Origin of the sequence: Streptomyces amritsarensis (genome assembly GCF_001953875.1) — a bacterium.
In the GTDB taxonomy this organism is placed as follows: domain Bacteria; phylum Actinomycetota; class Actinomycetes; order Streptomycetales; family Streptomycetaceae; genus Streptomyces; species Streptomyces amritsarensis.
On the sequence record NZ_MQUR01000057.1, the window covers coordinates 1 to 19819 of the forward strand.

The 19819-nt window shown below is 73.5% G+C and carries 21 protein-coding genes and 1 pseudogene; 10 read left to right on the plus strand and 12 right to left on the minus strand.

Going from position 1 to position 19819, the window contains the following annotated elements; translation table 11 throughout:
* Positions 1 to 117 precede the first annotated feature (117 nt).
* The 4 genes from AVW11_RS22575 (at position 118) to AVW11_RS22590 (ending at position 3678) form a co-directional block, all read left to right on the plus strand.
* Positions 118 to 378, plus strand: coding sequence for a hypothetical protein (locus tag AVW11_RS22575; protein WP_076045570.1), 261 nt, complete (start codon positions 118 to 120; stop codon positions 376 to 378).
* Complete coding sequence (locus tag AVW11_RS22580; RefSeq protein ID WP_076045572.1) at positions 375 to 2723, plus strand: heavy metal translocating P-type ATPase; 2349 nt, start codon at positions 375 to 377, stop codon at positions 2721 to 2723. Before AVW11_RS22575 ends, AVW11_RS22580 begins: the two co-directional genes overlap by 4 nt.
* Positions 2720 to 3313: a copper chaperone PCu(A)C gene (locus AVW11_RS22585; protein WP_079250732.1), complete on the plus strand. Its 594-nt coding sequence runs from the start codon at positions 2720 to 2722 to the stop codon at positions 3311 to 3313. Before AVW11_RS22580 ends, AVW11_RS22585 begins: the two co-directional genes overlap by 4 nt.
* A gap of 122 nt (positions 3314 to 3435) precedes the next feature.
* Entirely contained in the window at positions 3436 to 3678 is a 243-nt protein-coding gene (locus AVW11_RS22590) for a DUF6296 family protein (protein WP_030843647.1), read from the plus strand.
* Positions 3679 to 3819: 141 nt separating this feature from the next.
* On the opposite strand, the gene AVW11_RS22595 is transcribed toward AVW11_RS22590, so the two are convergent.
* From AVW11_RS22595 to AVW11_RS22605, 3 genes are all read right to left on the minus strand, one after another.
* Positions 3820 to 4218, minus strand: a complete 399-nt coding sequence (locus AVW11_RS22595; RefSeq protein WP_158076155.1) for an ATP-binding protein — start codon at positions 4216 to 4218, stop codon at positions 3820 to 3822.
* A gap of 196 nt (positions 4219 to 4414) precedes the next feature.
* A complete protein-coding gene (locus tag AVW11_RS22600; RefSeq protein WP_076045576.1) occupies positions 4415 to 4681 on the minus strand; it encodes a DUF4235 domain-containing protein in 267 nt (88 codons plus the stop codon).
* Between the two features lie 89 nt (positions 4682 to 4770).
* Positions 4771 to 5478, minus strand: a complete 708-nt coding sequence (locus AVW11_RS22605) for a TetR/AcrR family transcriptional regulator (RefSeq protein ID WP_060177483.1) — start codon at positions 5476 to 5478, stop codon at positions 4771 to 4773.
* Positions 5479 to 5596: 118 nt separating this feature from the next.
* Here AVW11_RS22605 and AVW11_RS22610 point away from each other — a divergent pair, with 118 nt between their 5' ends.
* Positions 5597 to 6844, plus strand: a complete 1248-nt coding sequence (locus AVW11_RS22610) for a saccharopine dehydrogenase family protein (protein ID WP_076045578.1) — start codon at positions 5597 to 5599, stop codon at positions 6842 to 6844.
* A gap of 130 nt (positions 6845 to 6974) precedes the next feature.
* Here the strand turns inward: AVW11_RS22610 and AVW11_RS22615 are convergent, their stop codons facing one another.
* A complete protein-coding gene (locus AVW11_RS22615; protein WP_076045625.1) occupies positions 6975 to 7664 on the minus strand; it encodes a UdgX family uracil-DNA binding protein in 690 nt (229 codons plus the stop codon).
* A 151-nt stretch (positions 7665 to 7815) separates the two neighbouring features.
* On the opposite strand from AVW11_RS22615, the gene AVW11_RS22620 reads away from it, so the two are divergent.
* The 3 genes from AVW11_RS22620 to AVW11_RS22630 all read left to right on the plus strand — a co-directional run bounded on the left by AVW11_RS22620 (position 7816) and on the right by AVW11_RS22630 (position 10765).
* On the plus strand, positions 7816 to 8565 hold the full coding sequence (locus AVW11_RS22620; protein ID WP_076045580.1) for a DUF72 domain-containing protein: 750 nt from the start codon (positions 7816 to 7818) through the stop codon (positions 8563 to 8565).
* Positions 8566 to 8771: 206 nt separating this feature from the next.
* Entirely contained in the window at positions 8772 to 9662 is an 891-nt protein-coding gene (locus AVW11_RS22625) for a methyltransferase domain-containing protein (RefSeq protein ID WP_240528235.1), read from the plus strand.
* On the plus strand, positions 9659 to 10765 hold the full coding sequence (locus tag AVW11_RS22630; RefSeq protein ID WP_076045584.1) for a terpene synthase family protein: 1107 nt from the start codon (positions 9659 to 9661) through the stop codon (positions 10763 to 10765). Before AVW11_RS22625 ends, AVW11_RS22630 begins: the two co-directional genes overlap by 4 nt.
* A gap of 57 nt (positions 10766 to 10822) precedes the next feature.
* Here AVW11_RS22630 and AVW11_RS22635 read toward each other — a convergent pair whose 3' ends face one another.
* From AVW11_RS22635 to AVW11_RS22655, 5 genes are read right to left on the minus strand one after another with little or no spacing between them, the layout of a single operon-like run.
* Entirely contained in the window at positions 10823 to 12232 is a 1410-nt protein-coding gene (locus AVW11_RS22635; RefSeq protein ID WP_060177478.1) for a cytochrome P450, read from the minus strand.
* Entirely contained in the window at positions 12229 to 12849 is a 621-nt protein-coding gene (locus AVW11_RS22640; protein WP_030843670.1) for a GTP-binding protein, read from the minus strand. The genes AVW11_RS22635 and AVW11_RS22640 overlap by 4 nt, the downstream gene beginning before the upstream one ends.
* On the minus strand, positions 12830 to 13189 hold the full coding sequence (locus AVW11_RS22645; protein WP_030843673.1) for a DUF742 domain-containing protein: 360 nt from the start codon (positions 13187 to 13189) through the stop codon (positions 12830 to 12832). The genes AVW11_RS22640 and AVW11_RS22645 overlap by 20 nt, the downstream gene beginning before the upstream one ends.
* Positions 13186 to 13590, minus strand: coding sequence for a roadblock/LC7 domain-containing protein (locus AVW11_RS22650; protein WP_030651942.1), 405 nt, complete (start codon positions 13588 to 13590; stop codon positions 13186 to 13188). The genes AVW11_RS22645 and AVW11_RS22650 overlap by 4 nt, the downstream gene beginning before the upstream one ends.
* Positions 13591 to 13596: 6 nt before the next feature.
* Positions 13597 to 15138, minus strand: a complete 1542-nt coding sequence (locus AVW11_RS22655; RefSeq protein WP_076045586.1) for a sensor histidine kinase — start codon at positions 15136 to 15138, stop codon at positions 13597 to 13599.
* A 701-nt stretch (positions 15139 to 15839) separates the two neighbouring features.
* On the opposite strand from AVW11_RS22655, the gene AVW11_RS22660 reads away from it, so the two are divergent.
* Positions 15840 to 16169 (plus strand): hypothetical protein, encoded by a 330-nt coding sequence (locus AVW11_RS22660; RefSeq protein WP_076045588.1) that lies wholly within the window; start codon positions 15840 to 15842, stop codon positions 16167 to 16169.
* 36 nt (positions 16170 to 16205) lie between these two features.
* Here AVW11_RS22660 and AVW11_RS22665 read toward each other — a convergent pair.
* A pseudogene (locus AVW11_RS22665) lies at positions 16206 to 17392 on the minus strand (glycoside hydrolase family 64 protein).
* A 132-nt stretch (positions 17393 to 17524) separates the two neighbouring features.
* Positions 17525 to 18715 carry a spore photoproduct lyase family protein gene (locus AVW11_RS22670; RefSeq protein WP_076045590.1) on the minus strand — a complete coding sequence of 397 codons (1191 nt, stop codon included), beginning with the start codon at positions 18713 to 18715 and terminating at the stop codon, positions 17525 to 17527.
* A 184-nt stretch (positions 18716 to 18899) separates the two neighbouring features.
* On the opposite strand from AVW11_RS22670, the gene AVW11_RS22675 reads away from it, so the two are divergent.
* Positions 18900 to 19154, plus strand: coding sequence for a hypervirulence associated TUDOR domain-containing protein (locus AVW11_RS22675; protein ID WP_060177473.1), 255 nt, complete (start codon positions 18900 to 18902; stop codon positions 19152 to 19154).
* A gap of 106 nt (positions 19155 to 19260) precedes the next feature.
* On the opposite strand, the gene AVW11_RS22680 is transcribed toward AVW11_RS22675, so the two are convergent.
* Positions 19261 to 19737 carry an MSMEG_6728 family protein gene (locus tag AVW11_RS22680; RefSeq protein WP_030843685.1) on the minus strand — a complete coding sequence of 159 codons (477 nt, stop codon included), beginning with the start codon at positions 19735 to 19737 and terminating at the stop codon, positions 19261 to 19263.
* Between the last annotated feature and the right edge of the window lie 82 nt (positions 19738 to 19819).

Below are 19819 nucleotides of genomic sequence, written 5' to 3' on the forward strand. Positions count from 1 at the left end.
ATCCCCACGGAAATCCGCGGGGATCGGCGGGAACCGGGCGGGGACCGCATCCGACCACCTGCGCGGAACCGGCGGGGCGTCGACCCCGTGAGCGCATCCTCGGATCAGGGAATGTCGATGACCGAAGAACAGCAGTCCGCAGTCCAGGCCTCCGCGTCCACGGGGAGGTGGGGCCCTCCCCGGGCGCTGACCGGCTTCGTGGTGCTGCTCCTGGCGGTGTTCGCCCTCGCGTACGGGATCGGGTCCGCGGCCGGTCCGGTGGCGCCCGGCATGCGCAGCACCGTCGGCGACCCCGGCCCCGCCGAGCCGGGGGGCATGGGCGGCATGAACGGCGGCCCGGGTGGCGGCATGGGCGGCATGAACGGCGGAGGGCGATGACGGCGGAGGGCGGCACGGTCGCGGGGGTGACCACCGACCTCGTCGTCCGCGGCATGACCTGCGCGGCGTGCGTGAACCGGGTGGAGAAGCGGCTGTCCCGCATCGACGGGGTGACGGCCTCGGTGAACCTGGCCACCGGTCGGGCCCGCGTCCACCACCCGGTGGACGTCACGGCCGCAGAGCTCCTCGCGGCGGTCGAAAAGGCCGGCTACGGGGCGGAGTCGGTGTCGGCGCCCCCACGGCCGGCACCGGGTACCGCGGCCGGTCCCCTCGCGCCGAGCCGTACGACCGGCCCTGCGGATCCGGACGACCCGGACGACCCCGCCGGCCGGACGCGGGAGGAGGCCCGCAAGGACCGCGAACGCCTGCTGATAACCGCCCTGCTCTGCCTGCCCGTCCTCGCCTTGTCGATGGCCCCCGCCCTGCAGTTCCGCAACTGGCAGTGGCTGTGCCTGGTCCTGGCCGCGCCCGTGGTCGTCTGGAGCGCCTGGCCGTTCCACCTGAGGGCGGCCCGCGGGCTGCGGCACTCGGCGGCCACCATGGACACCCTCGTCTCGCTGGGCGTCATCGCCTCCTTCGCCTGGTCCCTGTACGCGCTGTTCCTCGGCGGCGCGGGCGATCCCGGTATGCGGATGCCGTTCAGCCTGCTCCCCTCGGCCGGAACGGAGGTCGCCCACATCTACCTGGAGGCCGCGGTCGCCGTCCCCCTGTTCGTGCTGACCGGCCGTCATCTGGAGGCGCGGGCCCGGCGCGGTACGGGGGCGGCGCTGCGCTCCCTCGCCGGGCTGGCCGCCAAGGACGTCACGGTCCGCGAGGACGGCAAGGAGCGCCTGCTGCCCATAGCGGAGCTCGTACCGGGCCAGGGGTTCGTCGTCCGGCCCGGCGAACGGGTCGCCACCGACGGCGTCGTGGTGTCGGGCAGTTCGGCCCTGGACCTGTCGCTGATCACCGGGGAGAGCGATCCCGTCGAGGTGGGCCCCGGCCGGGCGGTGGTGGGCGGCGCCGTCAACATGGGCGGACTGCTCCTCGTACAGGCCACCGCGGTGGGCGCCGACACCCGGCTGGCGCGGATCACGGACCTGGTCACCGAGGCCCAGGCGGGCAAGGCGCGGGCGCAGCGCCTGGCGGACAGGGTGGCGGGCGTCTTCGTCCCGGCCGTGCTCTCCCTGGCGGTGACCGTGCTCGGCTTCTGGCTCGGCGCCGGAGCCGATCCGCAGGCGGCCGTCACCGCGGCCGTCGCGATCCTCGTCGTGGCCTGCCCGTGCGCCCTGGGGCTGGCCACCCCGACCGCCCTCATGGCCGCCACCGGCCGGGGCGCCCGGCTCGGCATCCTGGTCAAGGGGCCGCAGTCGCTGGAGGCCCTGCGGCACGTCGACGTGATCGTCCTGGACAAGACCGGCACCCTCACCACGGGCCACATGTCGGTCGTACGGGTCACGGAGACCGCCGGCGGGATCGGCCGGGACGCGGCGGTCCGGCTGGCCGGGGCGGTGGAGCAGGGCTCCGAGCATCCGCTGGGCCGGGCGATCGCCTCGTACGCCCGGCGTTCCGCGGCCCGGGGCCCGCTGCCGGGGGTCGCCGGCTTCCTGGCCGTCCCCGGCAGCGGTGTCACGGGGATCGTGGAGGGCCGCAGGGTGGAGGTACGCACTCCGGGTGAGGGCCTGCCCGCGTCGCTGGCGCAGGCGTTGGCCGAGGCGGAGGCCGCCGCGCTCACCCCGGTCCTGGTGCGGGTGGACGGCTTCGACGAGGCCCTGATCGCGGTGGGCGACGTCCTGCGGCCGGGCAGCTACCGGGCGGTCGACCGGCTGCGGCGTCTCGGCGTGGAGCCGGTCCTGGCCACCGGCGACGGGGAGACCACGGCACGGGCCGTGGCCCGCGAGCTCGGCATCGCGGAGGTGCACGTCCGCTGCACACCCGAGGGCAAGGCCGCGCTGGTACGGAAGCTGCGGAGCGGGGGCCGCCGGGTGGCCGTGATCGGGGACGGGGTCAACGACGCCGCGGCCCTGGCGGAGGCGGATCTCGGGATCGCGATGGGCAGCGGTACGGACGTGGCCATCGGGGCCGCCGACGTGACCCTTGTCCGGGGTGACATCGAGGCGGTCGCCGACGCGGTCCGCCTCGCCCGCCGCACGCTGGCGACGATCCGGCTCAACCTGGTCTGGGCGTTCGGCTACAACGCGGTGACCGTGCCGCTGGCGGCCGTGGGGCTGCTGGGTCCGATGCTCGCCGCGGCCGCGATGTCCGCCAGCTCGGTCCTCGTGGTGGCCAACAGCCTGCGCCTGCGCACCTGGCAGCCGGCGCCGAGGCGCCCGGGCACCCCCGTCGGAAAGGCGTCCCTTCGATGAACGAGTCCTTGCGGAGGGTGAACCGGTCGGTGGGCCCGCGGGTGCGGCGGACGGCGGGCCGCGCCGCGGCCCGGGCGGTGAGGGCGGCGGCCGAAGTCCGCGGCCCGGACCGGCGGAGCCTGCGCGACGGGCTGCTCGCCACGCTGGTTCCCGTGATGGCCTGCATGGCCATGCTGGTGGCGCTGACCGCGTGGACCAGGGCGGGGGCCGCGGGCAGCCCGGCGCGGATCGACGTCGGCGTGGGTCAGGTCCTCCTCCCGTACGCCGGCAGGGAGCGCACCTCGGCCTTCTTCCGGATCGCCAACACCGGTGGCTCCGACGACCAGCTGGTCGCGGTGACCTCGCCGGCCGCCGACGAGATCATGCTGAACCGGCACGAGCCCGTCGGCGGGGGCGGCGACGCGGTGCGCGCGGTGTCCTCGGCGAACGTCCCGGCCGGGACTGTCGTGCACATGACGCCAAGCACCCTGGACCTGATGGTCAGGGTGAAGTCCCGCCGCCAGGTGGGCGACGTCATCCCGTTCGTCCTGCACTTCCGCCGCAGCGGCCCGGTGGACGCCGTCGCCTTCGTGGTGCGCCGCGGCGGCTGAGCCGTGCGGGGCCCCGGCCCCGGCCCCCGGCCAGGACAGAGCGGCGGGCCGGGCTTAGCGTGGCAGGTGCGAAGTCGGCCACCAGCCGGCGAACGGCAGTCGTCACGGCAGGAGGGTCGGCCATGAGCACGGTGCACGGGGACGCGGAAGCCTACGAGGTGGTCTTCGCCGCCGCGGACGGGGTCGGGGAGGACGTCGTCCGGATGACCCGCACCAGCGCCGCGGGCCCCGGTGGGCACCCCGTCTACGAGGACGCCACCGGCATCGTCCGGGCGGAGATCAGCAGCGGCGGCGAGGTGCGGGTGCTGGCGACGGGCGGAGGCCAGCAGCCGGCCCGCGTACTGCGGGCCCGGCCGGTGACCTGACCTACGTCCGCGACCACCGCAGGAGCGGCCACCGCGGCCACCGCGCTGCGCCGTCCGGCCGGGCCGAGTGTACGGCGCCCTCGCGGCGGCCTCGCCTCCAGCCCTCGGCCCGGGGGCCGCCCGGCGGCGGGGGTCAGGCCCTCAACACGGGACGCGGACATGGATCGTCTTGCCTCCCGTCGCATGGTGGCGGATCCCCACGTCGGTCCCCAGCCGGTTGACCAGGTGCCATCCCCAGCCGCCCTCGCCGCGCCGGTCGGGCCGCCTGGGCTGCGGCTCCGCATCGCTGGTGTCCGTGACCTCGATGTCGATCCCGTCCGCCGCGAGGCGGACCTCCAGCAGGCATCCGCCGCTCGTATGGCGGACGGCGTTGGTGACGAGCTCACTGATCAGCAGGAGCGCCGTGTCCAGCGCGAGAGGTGGGATGAGCTCGTGGTGGTCGGCCGCCGTTTCCTCGAGGTGGATCCGGGCCGCGCGCCGGGCCTGTGCCGCTGCGCTGCGTCCGTGCAGGTCGAGGTGGAGTCTCAGTTGGAGAGGCATGTACCCGCTCTCCCGGAACATAGAGAAACGTCGCATTCCGGCATATTTCCGGAGTTGCGCTTCCGGTGTGCGCCTTCCCTCCCGTTGCGCCCTTCACTCACCCGAGACGCCCCGTACACCTCCGCACACCGACGGCGACCAGCCCGGCCGCCGCCATCCGGAGCCTTCGCGCCCACCTCGGCGGAGGCGAACGGGGTCAGTCCGGCCAGGTGCCGGTGAGGCGCCTGACCGCCACGGCTCCGCCCCGGTCGATCGCCGCCTTGACCACGGCGAACACGGCGCCCTGGAGGACCGCGGCGATGAGGATCTCCCGCCACGTCCGGTCCTCGTCGGTGGCGTCCGGTGCGTCGTCCTCATGGCCGAGCCGCTTCCACAGCTGCTTGAACGCGACGCCGGCGAGCACGCCTCCGAGGGTGCCGAGCGCCATTCCCACGGGCTTGTACGCGACGGTCGAAGCCTTCATCGGTGCCTCCTCCACGGTTCGGGTCCGCTTCCTCCTCCCTGCGCCTGCCCGGTCGGGCGGGCGGCTAACGTCCACGCCCGGGCCCCGGCTCAGGCCCCGGCGTCCGCCAGCTGCCGCTCCGCCGTGTCCAGCAGCATCTCCAGCGCGACCGGGTAGGCACTGTGCGGCATCCGGGCGGCCAGCAGCCGGGCGGTGGCCGCGATGTTCGGGTGGTCGTCCGCCGGCAGGCGGGCGTAGGTCGACTCCCAGCGCTCCTCGTCGGACGCGCGCGCCTTGTCCGTCAGGGCGAGGGGTCCCGCGTCGAGGGCCGCGAAGGCCAGGCTCTGGTCGATGTAGGCGTGGTAGATCCGCACCGCGTCCTCGTCGCCGAACCCGGCACCGCGCAGGATGCCCAGGATCGCCTCGTCCGCCGCGATCTCCCGCGGGCGGCCGGTGACCCGGCTGGCGGTCAGCAGGGCTGCCTGCGGGTGGGCGAGGTAGGCGCCGTGGATGCGCAGCCCGAGGGCACGCAGGTCGTCGCGCCACCGTCCGGTGGGGGCCCAGCCGGCGAGCGCCCGGCCGATCAGCTCCTCGCCGATGGCGAGGGTGAGGCCGTCCATGCCCTCGAAGTACCGGTAGAGGGTGCTGGGGTCCGCGCCGAGGGCGGCGCCGAGCCGTCGGGCGGACAGGCCGGCGCTGCCGTGCTCGCGCACCATCCGCAGCGCCGTCTCGACGATCAGCTTCTCGGAGAGGACCGTCCCCCGGCGGGTGGGCCGCCTCCTCCTGCGCGCCTCCTCGGGGACCACGTTCTTCGCCATCGCCGCCCGCCTCCCTGACGTCCCGTCCTGTCTTATGCCAACACCATTGACCTTAACTCGGGGCGCCAGGTTCCATCAGCCCCCTGAGGCGGACGCCTCACCGAGAGAGGACCAGGCCATGCGTGTTCTGCTTGTGGGTGCCGGCGGTGTCGGGAGCGCGATCACCAAGATCGCCGCCCGCCGTGACTTCTTCGACCACTTCCTCGTCGCCGACTACGACCTGGGCCGCGCGCAGGCCGCAGTCGCCGCCCTGGGCGCCGACGAGCAGCGCTTCAGCGCCTGCCGCGTCGACGCCTCCGACGAGGCGGCGGTGACCGGGCTGCTCACCGAGCACGGGTGCGACGTACTGATGAACGCCACCGACCCGCGCTTCGTGATGCCGCTGTTCAACGCGGCGCTGGCGGCGGGCAGCCACTACGTCGACATGGCCATGTCCCTCTCCCGCCCGCACCCGGACAATCCGCACGGCGAGTGCGGGGTGAAGCTCGGCGACGAGCAGTTCGAACGGGCCGCCGACTGGGAGAGGTCGGGCCGCCTGGCGCTCGTCGGCATGGGCGTCGAACCCGGGCTGTCGGACGTCTTCGCCCGCTACGCGGCCGACGAGCTCTTCGACGACATCGACGAGATCGGTATCCGCGACGGGGCCGACCTGGCCGTCGAGGGCTACGACTTCGCCCCGTCCTTCAACATCTGGACGACGATCGAGGAGTGCCTGAACCCTCCCGTCGTGTACGAGAGCGAGCGCGGCTGGTTCACCACCGAGCCGTTCAGCGAGCCGGAGGTCTTCGACTTCCCCGAGGGCATCGGGCCGGTCGAGTGCGTCAACGTCGAGCACGAGGAGGTCCTCCTCGTGCCGCGCTGGGTGGGCGCCCGCCGCGTGACGTTCAAGTACGGTCTCGGCGACGACTTCATCGGCAAGCTCAAGGCGCTGCACGCGCTGGGCCTGGACTCCACGGTCCGGGTGCCGGTCCGCGGCGCTGACGGCGCCGAGGTGCGGGTCTCGCCGCGCGACGTGGTCGCCGCCTGTCTGCCCGACCCGGCGACGCTCGGGGACCGGATGACGGGGAAGACCTGCGCCGGCACCTGGGTCAAGGGCGCCAAGGACGGCCGGCCCCGCGAGGTGTACCTCTACCACGTCGTCGACAACCAGTGGTCGATGCGCGAGTACGGCTCCCAGGCCGTCGTCTGGCAGACCGCCGTCAACCCGGTGGTGGCCCTCGAACTGCTCGCGACCGGCGTGTGGTCCGGCTCCGGTGTCCTGGGCCCCGAGGCGCTGCCGCCGGTCCCGTTCCTCGACCTGCTGACGGCGTACGGCTCGCCCTGGGGCGTCCGCGAACAGGGCCCCGCCCACGCCCCGGCCGGCTGACCGGGCCGGCCGCCGGCCGCCTTCCGCTCCGCGCGAGGACGCGCTGGTCGCGAAGGCCGCGAAGGCCGCCGCGGTACTGGCGTCGGCCCTCTCCTGAGGGCTTCCCCGTCCGCGGCCGGCCCCGCGCGGGTCATTCCAGCACGGTGGCGGCCACCGAGAGGTCCGCGACCAGGCCCGCGAAGGCGGCCTCGCGGTCGTCGGCCCGCAGCACCGCCGAGGGGTGGACCGTCGCCAGCAGCTGCCCGGCCGCCGCCGTCCCCGGCTCCTCGCCGTCGAGGGCCGGCATCGGCAGCAGGACGCCCCGCTGCTCGCCGACCCGGAACGAGGGCCCCAGCAGGGCCTTGCCCGCCGTCGCGCCGAGCACCACCAGCACCTCGGGCGCGACCAGGCGCAGTTCCCGCGCCAGCCAGGGCCGGCAGGCGGTCATCTCGCGCAGGCTGGGCGCCTGGTGGATGCGCCGTTTGCCGCGCGGAGCAGGGGTGAACTTGAAGTGCTTGACCACGTTGGTGAGGTACGCCTCCTCGCCGTCGAGCCCGGCCTCGTCCAGCGCCCGGCGCAGCAACTGCCCGGCCGGACCCACGAAGGGCTCCCCCTGCACGTCCTCCCGGTCACCGGGCTGCTCCCCGACCAGCATCAGGCGGGCGCGGGCCGGGCCCCGGCCGAAGACGGTCTGGGTGGCGTCACGGAACAAGGGGCACCCGCGGCATGCGGACGCCGCCCGGCGCAGGGCAGGCAGTCCGCCGCGTGCGGGCAGGTAGGGGGTGGCGTCGTAGTGCTGCCCGGCGTCGTCACCGGGTGCGTCCGGGACGGCCTTCGCCATCGCTTCCATCGGCCACCACCGCCCCGGTGCGCTGTTCCTGGTCCGTCCCGCAGTCGGGACCGCGGGACGGCAGTCGGCTTGTGCCCGGGGATCTCCGCCTCAAACCGGGGCGGCGAGGTGTGCCGGACGTCGGGCAGGGCAGGCGGATGGCATGACCGTGTACGTCGGCACCTCCGGGTGGCAGTACCGGGACTGGTCGGGTGTCCTCTACCCGCCGGACCGGCCGCAGCGCCTGTGGCTGGAGGAGTACACGGCTCATTTCGGCACCGTGGAGATCAACAACGCCTTCTACCGGCTGCCGTCACCCGAGACGTTCGCCCAGTGGCGCGCCCGCACACCGCCCGGTTTCGTCATGGCCGTCAAGGCGAGCCGCTTCCTGACGCACGTCAAACGCCTGCGCGAGCCCGCCGAGCCGGTGCACCGGCTCCTGGCGCACGCGGCGGCCCTCGGCGACCGGCTCGGACCGGTCCTGCTCCAGCTGCCGCCCACCCTGCGGGCCGACCCGGCCGCACTCGACGCGTGTCTCGCCTGCTTCCCGGCCGGTACGCGCGTCGCGGTCGAGCCCCGGCACGCGTCCTGGTGGACGCAGGACGTGCGCGCGGTCCTGACCGACCGCGGCGCGGCCCTGTGCTGGGCCGACCGCGGATCGCGGCCCGTGACCCCGCTGTGGCGCACCGCGGACTGGGGGTACGTGCGGTTCCACGAGGGCCGTGCCCGCCCGGCGCCCCGATACGGCAGGACGGCCCTGCGCACCTGGGCGGCCCGGATCGCGGACACCTGGCCGGCGGGCGCGGACGTCTTCGCGTACTTCAACAACGACCCGGGTGGAGCGGCCGTGGCGGACGCGCGGGCGTTCCGACGGCTGGCGCCGTCCGCGGCGCGGGCGCCGGCCCGCGTCTGATGCCAACCAGGGCCCGGCGCAAGGATCTTGACGGTACCGTGCTCCCCCAGCGGGCTGACGCGGTGCCGACGGAATGCCACGATGGTCCGTGCTTCAACAGTGTGCCTTTTCGGGGCGCTCCGAGAGCGGCGCCGAGCATCCCGGAGGGCAGCCCTACCCCACGAAAGGGCGGACACCCCATGCGCGTTTTACCGTTCGTATGGCCCTTGAGCGGCGACCGCGGCTCGTCCGCGGAGGAACAGGTGCGGCGCTACTACAGCCGCAAGACACGGGAGATCCTCCACAAGTACGGGCCGGGTCCGCGCGTCCACTTCCACGTGGGGCTGTACCCGGACGGCCCACCGGAGACCACCGTCCCCCAAAGGGCTCTGAAGCAGGGCCTGTTCGACTCGCAGGAGCGAATAGTCGACCACGCGGCCCGCACGTGGGGCGTGTACGAGACGCCTCCCCGGCGCCTGCTCGACATCGGCTGCGGCCTGGGCGGCACCTCGCTCTACTGGGCGCAGGAGCACGGGGCGTCGGTCACCAGCCTCACCATCGCGCCGGAGCACCTTCCCATCGTGGGGCGCTTCGCCCGCCGCGCCGGCGTCGCGGAGCGCGTGATGCCCGTACTGGCCGATGTGCACCACCTCGACGAGACCCGCGCCTACGACGCCGTGTACGCCAACGAGAGCAGCGGCTACACCGATCGGACCCGGCTGTTCGAGGTCGTCGCCAAGGCCCTGGAGCCGGGGGGCTGGTTCGGGATCCAGGAGCATTTCGCGGGCGCCACGCCGTGGCGGGAGTTCATGGACGGCTACTACAGAACACGGCTCGGCCGGCTCGGGGAGTACCTGGCCGCGGCCGAGGCGGCCGGCTTCGAGCTGGTGCAGGACGAGGACGTGACGGACTCGGTGGCGGAGTTCTGGGTGCAGTCCATGGCGTGGAACACCGCCGAGCTCGACCGGCTGCGGGCGGACTCCGCTGCCGTACCGGGGGCCTGGAGCGGCCACCGGCTCGAACAGTCGACGATCGCACACAGCAGGTTCTTCCGGCTCTGGCGCGACCACGCGGTGGAGACGCGGCTGCTGCGCTTCCGGATCGGCGGCGGCCGATGACAGCACCGCTCCGGCCCTCGCGCCTCGGTACGGGCCTGCCGCCCTTCTACTGCCCACTGCCGCGCGACCTCGTCCACCCCGAGGCCGAGGAGGTGGAGTCCCGGGCCGTCGCATGGCTGGACGCCTTCGGCCTGTACCCCGATCCCGTCGAGCGTGCCTGGGGGCTCGCCACCCACAGTGCCGACTTCTCCTGCCGCATCATCCCCGACGGGGACGTGGAGGCCGTCCTGCTGTTCACCCAGTGGAACTACTGGGCGAACGCCGTGGACGACTGGCAGGACTCGGGCTCCGACGAGGTGGGGACCGCTGCCGTCGTCGAGCACGGGGTGCGGCTGCTGCGCACCATCGAGGACCCGGGGGCGTCCGTGCTGCCCGACGGGCCCATGACCCGTGCACTACGGGATCTGGTGGACCGCACCCATGCCATGCTCACCCCCTACGAGCTGCGCAGATTCGTCGAGGGAACACGGGACTGGCTGCTCGGGGCCGCCTGGCGGGCCGCCCGGGCGGAGGCGGGGTCCATGCCGGGGCTGAACGACTTCGTCGCCATGGGGCCGCTGGCGAACGGCACACGGTTCTCACTGACCTGGGCGGACGTCGCCCGCGGTAGCAGGCTGTCGGCGGACGTCCTCAGCTCCCCCGCCCTGACGGCCCTGACGGACGCGGCCGGTTTCGTCGTCAGCGCGGACAACGACCTGTTCTCCTACGACAAGGACGACCACCTGGAGCCGCGCGAGGTGAACCTCGTCAACGTCCTCGCCCATCAGGAGGGCTGCTCCCCGGCCGAGGCGGTCCCGCTCGCCGTGGCGCTGCGCGACCGGGTGATGGTCCTGTTCACCCGGCTGCGGGCGCGGCTCGAGGACGGCGGGGACGGCGCGGACGGGCAACTGCGCAGCCACCTGGCGGCGTTGGGGCACTACGTGGCCGGCTCGATCGCCTGGCAGACCCGGGCACCCCGGTACGCCAGTCCGCGCAACCGGTACGAACTGCCCGTCCCGGACGCCCGGTTCCCGGTCCGGTACGCCGAGCAGCCCAGCACCACCGCGACCGGGCCGCCGGATCTGCCGGCTCTGGCGTCCTGGTGGCGGCACCTGCACGGCTGAGCACGACACCGAGGTCCCCGGCCCGTACGGCCGGGGACCTCGGTGCGAGCGGTCCGCTCAGCGGCGGCCCAGCAGCCGGCGCCACCAGCTGACGCCACGGCGCCTGCGACCGACCGCGGCCGGTGGCGGCGCCGTCGGCTGCGGCGGGATCACCGGGTGCACGGGGTGCCCGGCCGGCTGCTCCACCGGGAGCTGCGGGGCCGGGGACGGGGCCGGCGCCGAGCGCGGGGCGAACCGTACCGGCAGTGACAGCAGGTGGCGGGACATCAGCGTGCCGCGCCACCGGAGTTCGCTCGCGTCGACCGCCAGCTGGAGGTCGGGCAGCCGGTCCAGCAGGACCTCGATGCCGGTGTCCGCGATGGCGCGCCCGATGTCCTGGCCGGGGCATTCGTGCGGGCCGCTGCTGAACGCCAGGTGCGAGCGGTTGCCGTGGACGGACACGGAGGGGTCGGGCCGGATCTGCGGGTCGGCGTTGCCCGCGGCCAGGCCGAGCAGGATCATGTCCCCGGCCTTCACCTGCTGGCCGCCGAGCACGGTGTCCCCGGTGGCCCAGCGCCCGATGATCGTGTTGATCGGCGGGTCGTCCCACAGGACCTGCTCCAGCGCGTCCGGCAGGGTCATGTGGCCTCCGGAGAGGCTGGCCCGGAAGCGCGGGTCCGTCAGGACGGTGCGCAGCGTGTTGGCGATCAGGTTCGCGGTGGTCTCGTAGGCCGCGATCAGCACGACCCGCAGGTGCATGAGCACTTCGGTGTCGGTCAGGTCCGCGGGGTGCTCGATCAGCCAGGAGGCGAGGTCGCGGGCGGGGTTGGCCTTGCGCTCGACGACCAGGTTCTCCAGCGTGGTCGTGACGTAGCGGTCGCTCTGCAGGGCCGTCTCCGTCCCCTGGAGCATGTCGCGCGCCGCGTTGACCAGCAGCGGCCCGTGCTCGTCGGGGGCGCCGATGAGCTGGGTCATGACCAGCATGGGGAGTTGGTCGGAGAAGGCGGGCACCAGGTCGGCGTACCCCTCGGCCGCGATCTGGTCGACGAGCTGGTTGGCGAAGCGCGTCACATAGCGGCGGATGCCGCGCTTGTCGAAGCGTTCGAGGGACTCCACCACGGCCGAGCGCAGCCGCTCGTGGACGGGGCCGTCGGTGAAGTTGCACACCGGCACCCAGGACACCATGGGGCCGAGCGGGGTGTCGGCCGGCACCCGGCCCTCTCTCATGTCGCGCCAGCCGCGGGGGTCGCGGGCGAAGCGCGAGGACGTGCGGGCGACGTCCAGGTTCTCCCGGTGGCCGAGGACGAGCCACGCCGGGAGGTCCCCGCTCACGAGCACCGGGGCGACCGGGCCGTGCTCGGCCCGCAGCTTCTCGTACAGGGCGAGGGGGTCCGCCTGGGCTTCCGCTCCGTGCAGGCGGTACAGGCCGCCCGCGGTCGCCGCGGCGTGGGCGGGGCACCCGGGCGGTGGGGTGGGGGTGGTGGTCACATTGCCTCCTGGGTGGCTGCCTGGGAGTGCAGGTAGCGCATGAGGGTCAGCAGGACGTCGCGGGAGGAGTCCCGCCTTCTGGCGTCGCAGACGAGGATCGGGACGGCGGGGGGCAGGTCGAGTGCCTCGCGCAGTTCCTCCAGGGGATGGTCGGGTGCGCCGGGGAAAGAGTTGACGGCCACGACGAAGGGGACGCCGCGTTCCTCCAAGCGTCCGATGACGTCGAAGCTGATCTCCAGCCGACGGGTGTCGAGGAGCACGACGGCCCCGAGCGCGCCCTCGAAGAGCCCGCGCCACAGGAACCAGAAGCGCTCCTGGCCGGGTGTCCCGAACAGGTACAGCACGAGTTCGTCGTTGATGCTGATGCGGCCGAAGTCCATGGCCACGGTGGTGGTGATCTTGCGGGCGACGCCCCAGGTGTCGTCGACGCCGACGCCGGCCCGGGTCATCGTCTCCTCGGTCGTCAGCGGTTTGATCTCGCTGACGGCACCGACCATCGTCGTCTTGCCCACGCCGAATCCGCCGACGACCACGACCTTGACGGCCGCCGCGGCCGTCTGCGGCAGGATGTCCGCCTCGCGCGGCCCGGCGGGCGGGTCAGAGCTTCTGAAGTCCATCGATCACTGCCTCGATCAGAGCAAGGTCGGGTAGCTGCGCGGCGGGAACGGGCGGGCGGACGTGCACGCGTCGGGCGGCCATCAGGTCTCCGACCAGCACGGTGACGACGCTCACGGGCAGGCCTGCGTACGCGGCGATCTCGGCCACCGACAGCGGTGACTGGCACATCCGCAGGATGGAGGCCTGCTCGGGCTGCATCTCGGGCCGGGGAGGCCCTTTGGCCACCACTAAGGTCACGAGGTCCAGCTGGACGGAGGTGGAGGGCCCACTGCGTCCGCCGGTGATGACGTAGAGCCGTTCCGGACTGCCGTCCTCCCAGCTTGAGGGCGGCTCTTTCACGCGGGCTGCCCGTCATGTCGGGGCGGGCTGCTGAGGTGGTCCCCCATTCGGGTCACCAGGTTGCGCATCTGCGCGCCCATGAGGCCCGCGTCGACTCCCTCGTCGGCGAGGACCGCGAGGTAGGAGCCGTCTCCGGCGGCCATGAGGTAGAAGAAGCCGCCGTCCATCTCGATCACGACGAGCCGCATTCTGCCCTGGGAACTGGGGAGTTCGGCGGCCACCGCTCCGGCGAGGCTCTGCAGGCCGGCGCACGCGGCCGCCAGCCGGTCGGCCGTGTCCGTCTCGGCCCCGTACTGGGCCACGCAGAGCCCGTCCGCGGACAGCACGATCACGTGCCGCGTCTGCGGCACGCCGGCGGCCAGGTCCTTGAGCATCCAGTCCATACTGCTTCGCTGAGTCATCACTGCTTAAGCCCCTTTGGTCGCTGAATCCGACGCGTCCTGGGCGCCCGGCGCGTCCTGGCCCGGTTCACCCGCAAGCCCGCTGTGGAACGCCTCCAGCCACATTCCGGGGCCGTTGTCGTCCGCCGGCTGCGGCCTCGCGGCCGACCGGACTTCGGAGGTGGCGACACGGTCCTTGCGACGCCGTTGCGGCAGGCCGGTCGCGGTACGTTCGGTGGTCGGCCCGCCGTCGGCGGGCATCATCGGGCCGGGCACCGGCCCGGGCGAAGGCGCCGGGCGGGGCACGGACACGCCGGCCGACGCCGCGTCGACCGGGTGCTCGCGCGGGGTGGCGGACACCGCCCTGGGCCCCGAGGAGGAGCCGATCCCGTGGGCGAGACCGGTCGCCGCGGACGCGGTGGTGATCAGGTGCTGCGGCACGATGACCACGGCGCGGACACCGCCGTACGCCGAGGAGCGCAGGGACACCTGGAACCCGTACGCCTGTGCCAGCCGTCCGACGACCGCGAGGCCCAGCCTCGGCGTCTCGCCCAGGTCGTTGAGGTCGATGCCGGACTGTGCCTGCGCGAGCATCTTCTCGGCGCGTGCGCGGGCCTCCTCGCTCATGCTGAGTCCGCCGTCCTCGATCTCCACGGCGATGCCCGACTGCACCTCGACGGCGGTGAGGTGGACCCGGGTGTGCGGCGGGGAGTAGCGGGTGGCGTTGTCCAGCAGCTCGGCGAGGGTGTGGATCAGCGGCTCGACGACGGGGCCGACGACGGCGACCTCGGAGACGGAGTGCAGTTCGACCCGCTGGTAGTCGATGATCCTCGACATCGCGCCGCGCATGACGCTGTAGAGGGTGACGGCCCTGCTCCACTGGCGTCCGGGGCGGGCACCGCCGAGGACGGAGATGGAGTCGGCGAGCCTGCCGATGAGGGCGGTGCCGTGGTCCAGTCGCAGAAGGTCTCCGAACACGTCCGGGTTGCGGCCGTGCCGGTCCTCCATCTCGCGCATCTCGTGCGCCTGCTGGTGGACGATCGCCTGCACGCGGCGGGCGACGTTGACGAAGGCCCGCTGGGCGGAGTCGCGCAGGCTCTCCTCGTTGTCGACGGCGTCGATGACGTGGGCCAGTACGGCCTGCAGGGCTGCCCTGAAGCGGGGCGTGAGGGCGGTGTCGTCGCCCCAGCGGTTGCCGTGTCCGGCGCGGCCGCCCAGGGAGGTGAGCACCTCCTCGGCCACCTCGCCCCGGCGCAGTCGCTCGATGGCCTCGGGGAGCACCGCCGCGGACAGCCGGGTCGCCTCGGTCTCCTGCCGGGCCAGGGTGTGCCGGAGCGCGGCGATCTCGGCGCCCCGGGCGGCGAGCGCGCGGCCGCGCCGCAGGGCCTCGACGAACACGGCGGCGGTGCACAGGCCGGCCGCGGCGATCAGGATGGTGCCGACCGGCTCGGAGGAGGAAACAAGCGCCCCGACCAGGCAGACGGCGGCCAGGGACCCGATCGCGGGCAGCGCCCGGCTTGCCCCCGCCTCCGGGTGGGCCTTTTCGGGTGGAATGTCTCTTTGCTCCATCGGCGTCCTCGAATTATCGGAAAAGGGTGACCTTCTGACCGGTGGGCGGGAGCATAACTAGGCCCAACTGCCCGCACGGGCGCTTTCGTTGGAGTTCATCGGACCGGAGGAACCGTTATGCGCCATCGATGGCGGCGAATTCCGGCCCCGCCGGTAAACGGCCCGCGGGGAGCGGCGGCGTAAGGGGAGGTCGACGGCCCGCCGACGCCTTGACGGCGCGGACCTTTACCCCTGGAGGCCTTCCGGCGACGGCCGCGGCGCACGGTCGCGAGGTGGCGCCGGGGACCCGAATGCGCTACGGGGCGGCAGCGCCGGAGGTGTCACCGTTTCGAGCGGTCAGGCGCCCGGCGGCGCCGCGTCACCCCGGGGGCCGCGGCGGGGCCGGCGGGCAGGACGTCGAGGGCGGGGTCGGTCGCCGCGGACAGCGAAAAAGTCCTCCGGGAGGGAGCCGACCGGTTCGGCGCCGGAGTCGCCGGCGCGCCCGGCCGCGCTCATCGGGCAGCAGCGCGGTCGGCCTCGGCGACCGGCTCTCGGCGACGGCGTCCGCGCCTGCTTCGCGCCGCCCGGCCCTGACGGTGGCGGGACGGGCCCTGAAGGCGTGGGAGGCCCGACTCGTCCGGGCGGGGCCGCTGCCGCACACTGGGATCCGGACACCCCGACGGCGGGGTGCCCGGATCCCGGCGGGTGCGGGGAGGCGCGACATGGTCATCAGTCACCACATCGCCGACGGGACGCTGCACGTGCGGATCCTGCACGAGCTGCGCGTCACCGATCGGGCCGCGGCCGCCCTGCAGATCGAATCCCTCGTGCACCTGCACCGTCCGGCGCAGGTCTGCGTCGAACTGCCGAGCGGCTCCCCCTCCCCCATGACCTTCAGCGCGCTGGCCCGGGCCCGGCGGATGTGCCAGAGCCTCGGCATACCGCTGACCGCGACGGGGCCCGGCGAACAGGCGCCCCTGCCCCTCTTCGGCCAGGAGGCCGGGGCGGCCGGGCCCCGGTCGATGGAGCACGGGGCGCGCCACGACCACTGACGTGGCGGCGGCGGCCCGACCGGCCGCGGACCGGGGTCAGTTGTAGGGTTCCAGCGTCATGAAGGCCTCCTTGGGGTTCCCCTCGTGCACCAGCGACTCGTGGGCGCCCACGTCGTCGAAGGCGAAGCCGTACGCCTTACCGTCGGCCATCTGCGCGTGGATGATGCGGGAGTAGTGGTTGGTGACCGCGTCGCGGTAGAAGCCGGCGCCGTTCGCGTCGGGCTGGTTGGGGTTGGTCAGGAGCGTGGTGCGGTTGAAGCCCGCGCACAGGGTGCGGGAGATCGGGCCGCGCACGGTGTCGTTGGGGGCGTCCAGGAGCTTGTAGCAGCCGAAGACGCTGTCGGAGTCGGGCTTGCGGAAGCTGGTGACCACCGCTCCCGAGCCGTCGGTGAAGTTCATGACGTCGCCCGAGACCCGGCCGTGGTACTTGGTGTTCGGTTCGTGCGCGAACGGCGTCACGGTGAGGTGGAGGAGCTGTACCTGCTCCAGACGCGGTTGATGTAGTCGTCCATCGCGCTCGCCGGGATGCCGCCCGCCTCGATGCCGTGGCCGGGCGACAGCGCCCGTAGGGGCGTGCCGTCGGGACGGCTCTGGATCAGCCCGCCCCAGCCGGCCGAACGCAGGCCCGCGAAGACGGCGCCGTACCCGCCGGCCTTGAGCCGGCCGGTGTTCTTGACCGTGCCGTCGGCCGCCTTGGCGCCCACCGCGTACGGGGCGGAGAACATGTCGACCTGGGTGCTGTTGATCCACAGGCCGGCGTCGTTGAGGGTGTACTCGGACCAGTTGAACAGGATGTCGTGGTTGGGGTCGGAGGGGTTCTGCACGGCCGGCTGCACCAGGCCGCCGGTGGTGAGCCGGAAGACGAGCTTGCGTCCGACGGAGAAGTAGACGCGTCCGGAGAACTTGGGCATCCGGATCGTCTTGGTCTGGCCGTTCGCCGGTCCGGCGATCGACGCGTCGGGCGCGGGGGTGGGCGGGTTTCCCCCGACGGGCCAGGGGTGGAAGGCGCCGTCGGCGTCGGCCCAGCCCTGCCGGCCCGTCGCGAGCTGGGTGCCCAGGTTGTAGATGTAGACGGGCTCGTTGCGGCCCGATGTGTTCTTGATGGTGAGCGGGATGGTGGCCGGTACGGCCTCGGCCGACGGCGGCGGGCCGAAGAACAGCACGCCGGCGCCTACGGACAGGGCCGCGACACCGAACGCCAGCACTCGCGACAAGCGAAACACTCTCTTCCTCCTTGCGTGGGGGCCTGCCGAGGGAGCGGTGGGGCAAGGCAGGGACGAATTATTGAAGCGTGAGAGCGCTCTCAGCGTCCGATTGTGTTCAACTTCTGTCAATACTCTTGACATGACCGCCGGTCAGAACGCGTAGCGGATCCGCAGCCACGGCGCGTGGGCGGCGACGAGCTCACGCATCGCCGCGACGGCCCCGGCTTTCACGTCGCCGCGGTAGCGGACGTTCCAACTGCCGTTCTGCGAACGCTTCGGCTCCTGGAGGCGGGGCTGCCACAGGACGTCCTCCGCACGGGGGTGCCAGCCCAGATTGAGCTCGTGCAGGTCCTTGTTGTGCGTCAGCATGATGACCTCGGCGGCCGCCTGGTCCTTCACCCGGGCCGGCAGCACGTCGTCCATGTTCCGCAGCAGCTGGGCCCAGTCCCCTTCCCAGCCGGGGCGCAGGACGACGGGCGAGAGGTTGAAGTGGACCTCGTAGCCGGCGTCCAGGAAGTCCGCGGCGGCGGCGAGGCGGTCCTCCACCGGGCTGGTGCGGATGTCCAGCAGCCTGGAGTCGCTCTGCGGCATGAGGGAGAACCGCACGCGGGTACGTCCGCGGGGCTCCAGGAGGAGCAGGTCGGGGTTGACGAACTTGGTGGCGAAGGACGCCTTGGCGGCGGGCCACCGCGCGAAGGCGTGCACCAGGTCGGCCACGTTGTCGCTGATCAGGGCGTCGACGGAGCAGTCGCTGTTCTCGCCGATGTCGTAGACCCAGGCGGCCGGGTCGCACTGGTTGGGCTCGGGCTTGGGGCCCAGGCGCGCGATGTGCCGGGAGAGGTGGGCGATGGTGCGCTCGATGTTGGTGAAGACGGTGACCGGGTTGGCGTAGCCCTTGCGGCGCGGGACGTAGCAGTAGGCGCAGGCCATCGCGCAGCCGTTGGCCGGGCCGGGGGCGATCCAGTCGGCGGAGCGGCCGTTGGGCCGGGTGGTGAGCGTCTTCTTCTCCCCCAGGACCAGCGTCTCGGTCTTGATCCGGACCCAGCGGTCGACGTTGCCCTCGTTCCCGTGGAGGTCGGGGATCCGCCAGTGCGAGTCGACGGGGACGATCTCGGCGTCGGGGTACCGGGCGAGGACCTGTCTGCCGCGCGGGGAGGCCGCGGCGGCGGGCTCGGCGAAGATCGCCCGTACGGACAGCAGCCGGCGCGCTGCGGGACTGTCACGGAACAGCGGGCCGGCGGTCCCCTGCGGGTGGGACGCCGGCCCCGGGTCGATGTCCTCCAGGGCGAACAGGGCGTCCGCCCCGTCGTCCGGTCCGCCCGGGGGCGGCTGGGCTCGCATGTGGTTCTCCTGCGGGATCGCGGACCGTCCACTGTAGGGCAGTCGGCGGGGGCCGGGCCGCCGGCCGGGCGCACGAGGGTGCTCGGGGCGGTCCGGGAGGCGTGGAACGCGCGCGTGCCCGAGGCTGGGACAGCACGGCACGCCCCGCGCCGCGGGTCGGCCGGCCCGAGCGGAAGGGAGCCTCATGGACGCCGAGACTTCGGGCAGGGGCGGCAAGGACGGGGACGGCCTGGGCCGGGGTGACGAGGTCACCTGGAAGAGCCACGGCCGGCGGGTGACGGGGAAGGTGAAGAAGAAGATCACGGAGCGCACGCGGGCAGCGGGTCGCACCGTGGACGCTTCGGACGAGCAGCCGCAGTACGAGGTGGAGAGCGAAGCGTCCGGCCGGTCGGCGGTGCACAAGCCGGACGCCCTCCGCAAGAAGGGCCGCTCCGGCTGACCGACGGCCGCGGTCGGCAGCGCGCAGGACCAGCAGCTCGACCGACCGGATCCGGTAGCCGCCGGGCGAGCCGCGTGCCACGGTGCCGGTGCTCCGGCGGCGACGCCTACCGGGTGCCGGTGTCGCGGTCGGATGCGGGCCAGAGGTACGGCAGGTCGTCCGCGACCTCGGGGAAGCGGGGGCGGTAGAAGTCCGGGTCCTTGCGCACCAGGGCGGACTGGTGGCTGCGGTGGAAGTCCGGGACGCCCAGCCACGGCGGCAGGTCCCCGTCGGCGGCCAGCTGCTCCTGCGTCCTCGGCTCACCGCCCGGCAGCCAGGCCCGGAAGTCGCGGACCAGGGTGACGGCGCACGTGTCGCCGCGGCCCTCGGCGGTCCACTTCCGGCAGACGTCCAGGCCGTACCGCACGAGCGCCTCCTCGTAGCCGGCCCACATGCGTACCGCCGGGTGCCTGCGCCACCCGTAGCCCGGCACGATCAGCCCGCGCAGTACCTGGAGCGCCTCGACCCGCTGCTTGCCGAGCCGCCGGACGTCGAGCACCGCGGCCGAGTCCCCGAACGACGGGAACGGAAGGAACGTCTGCACGGGGCCTCCTCCTCGTCTCGACGACCCGGCCGGGCCCGTGCCGGGGCCCTGGCACGGGCCATGGCCGTGGCCGGCGTCCGCG

Excerpts from the sequence above, each read along its gene's own strand:
- AVW11_RS22610 (WP_076045578.1), top strand. The coding sequence starts at position 5,597 with ATGCGTGTTCTGCTTGTGGGTGCCGGCGGTGTCGGGAGCGCGATCACC.
- AVW11_RS22580 (WP_076045572.1), top strand. The coding sequence starts at position 375 with ATGACGGCGGAGGGCGGCACGGTCGCGGGGGTGACCACCGACCTCGTC.
- AVW11_RS22615 (WP_076045625.1), bottom strand. The coding sequence starts at position 7,664 with ATGGCGAAGGCCGTCCCGGACGCACCCGGTGACGACGCCGGGCAGCAC.
- AVW11_RS22660 (WP_076045588.1), top strand. The coding sequence starts at position 15,840 with ATGGTCATCAGTCACCACATCGCCGACGGGACGCTGCACGTGCGGATC.
- AVW11_RS22655 (WP_076045586.1), bottom strand. The coding sequence starts at position 15,138 with ATGGAGCAAAGAGACATTCCACCCGAAAAGGCCCACCCGGAGGCGGGG.
- AVW11_RS22590 (WP_030843647.1), top strand. The coding sequence starts at position 3,436 with ATGAGCACGGTGCACGGGGACGCGGAAGCCTACGAGGTGGTCTTCGCC.
- AVW11_RS22675 (WP_060177473.1), top strand. The coding sequence starts at position 18,900 with ATGGACGCCGAGACTTCGGGCAGGGGCGGCAAGGACGGGGACGGCCTG.
- AVW11_RS22575 (WP_076045570.1), top strand. The coding sequence starts at position 118 with ATGACCGAAGAACAGCAGTCCGCAGTCCAGGCCTCCGCGTCCACGGGG.
- AVW11_RS22585 (WP_079250732.1), top strand. The coding sequence starts at position 2,720 with ATGAACGAGTCCTTGCGGAGGGTGAACCGGTCGGTGGGCCCGCGGGTG.
- AVW11_RS22620 (WP_076045580.1), top strand. The coding sequence starts at position 7,816 with ATGACCGTGTACGTCGGCACCTCCGGGTGGCAGTACCGGGACTGGTCG.
- AVW11_RS22600 (WP_076045576.1), bottom strand. The coding sequence starts at position 4,681 with ATGAAGGCTTCGACCGTCGCGTACAAGCCCGTGGGAATGGCGCTCGGC.
- AVW11_RS22640 (WP_030843670.1), bottom strand. The coding sequence starts at position 12,849 with ATGGACTTCAGAAGCTCTGACCCGCCCGCCGGGCCGCGCGAGGCGGAC.
- AVW11_RS22595 (WP_158076155.1), bottom strand. The coding sequence starts at position 4,218 with ATGCCTCTCCAACTGAGACTCCACCTCGACCTGCACGGACGCAGCGCA.
- AVW11_RS22650 (WP_030651942.1), bottom strand. The coding sequence starts at position 13,590 with ATGACTCAGCGAAGCAGTATGGACTGGATGCTCAAGGACCTGGCCGCC.
- AVW11_RS22670 (WP_076045590.1), bottom strand. The coding sequence starts at position 18,715 with ATGCGAGCCCAGCCGCCCCCGGGCGGACCGGACGACGGGGCGGACGCC.
- AVW11_RS22630 (WP_076045584.1), top strand. The coding sequence starts at position 9,659 with ATGACAGCACCGCTCCGGCCCTCGCGCCTCGGTACGGGCCTGCCGCCC.
- AVW11_RS22605 (WP_060177483.1), bottom strand. The coding sequence starts at position 5,478 with ATGGCGAAGAACGTGGTCCCCGAGGAGGCGCGCAGGAGGAGGCGGCCC.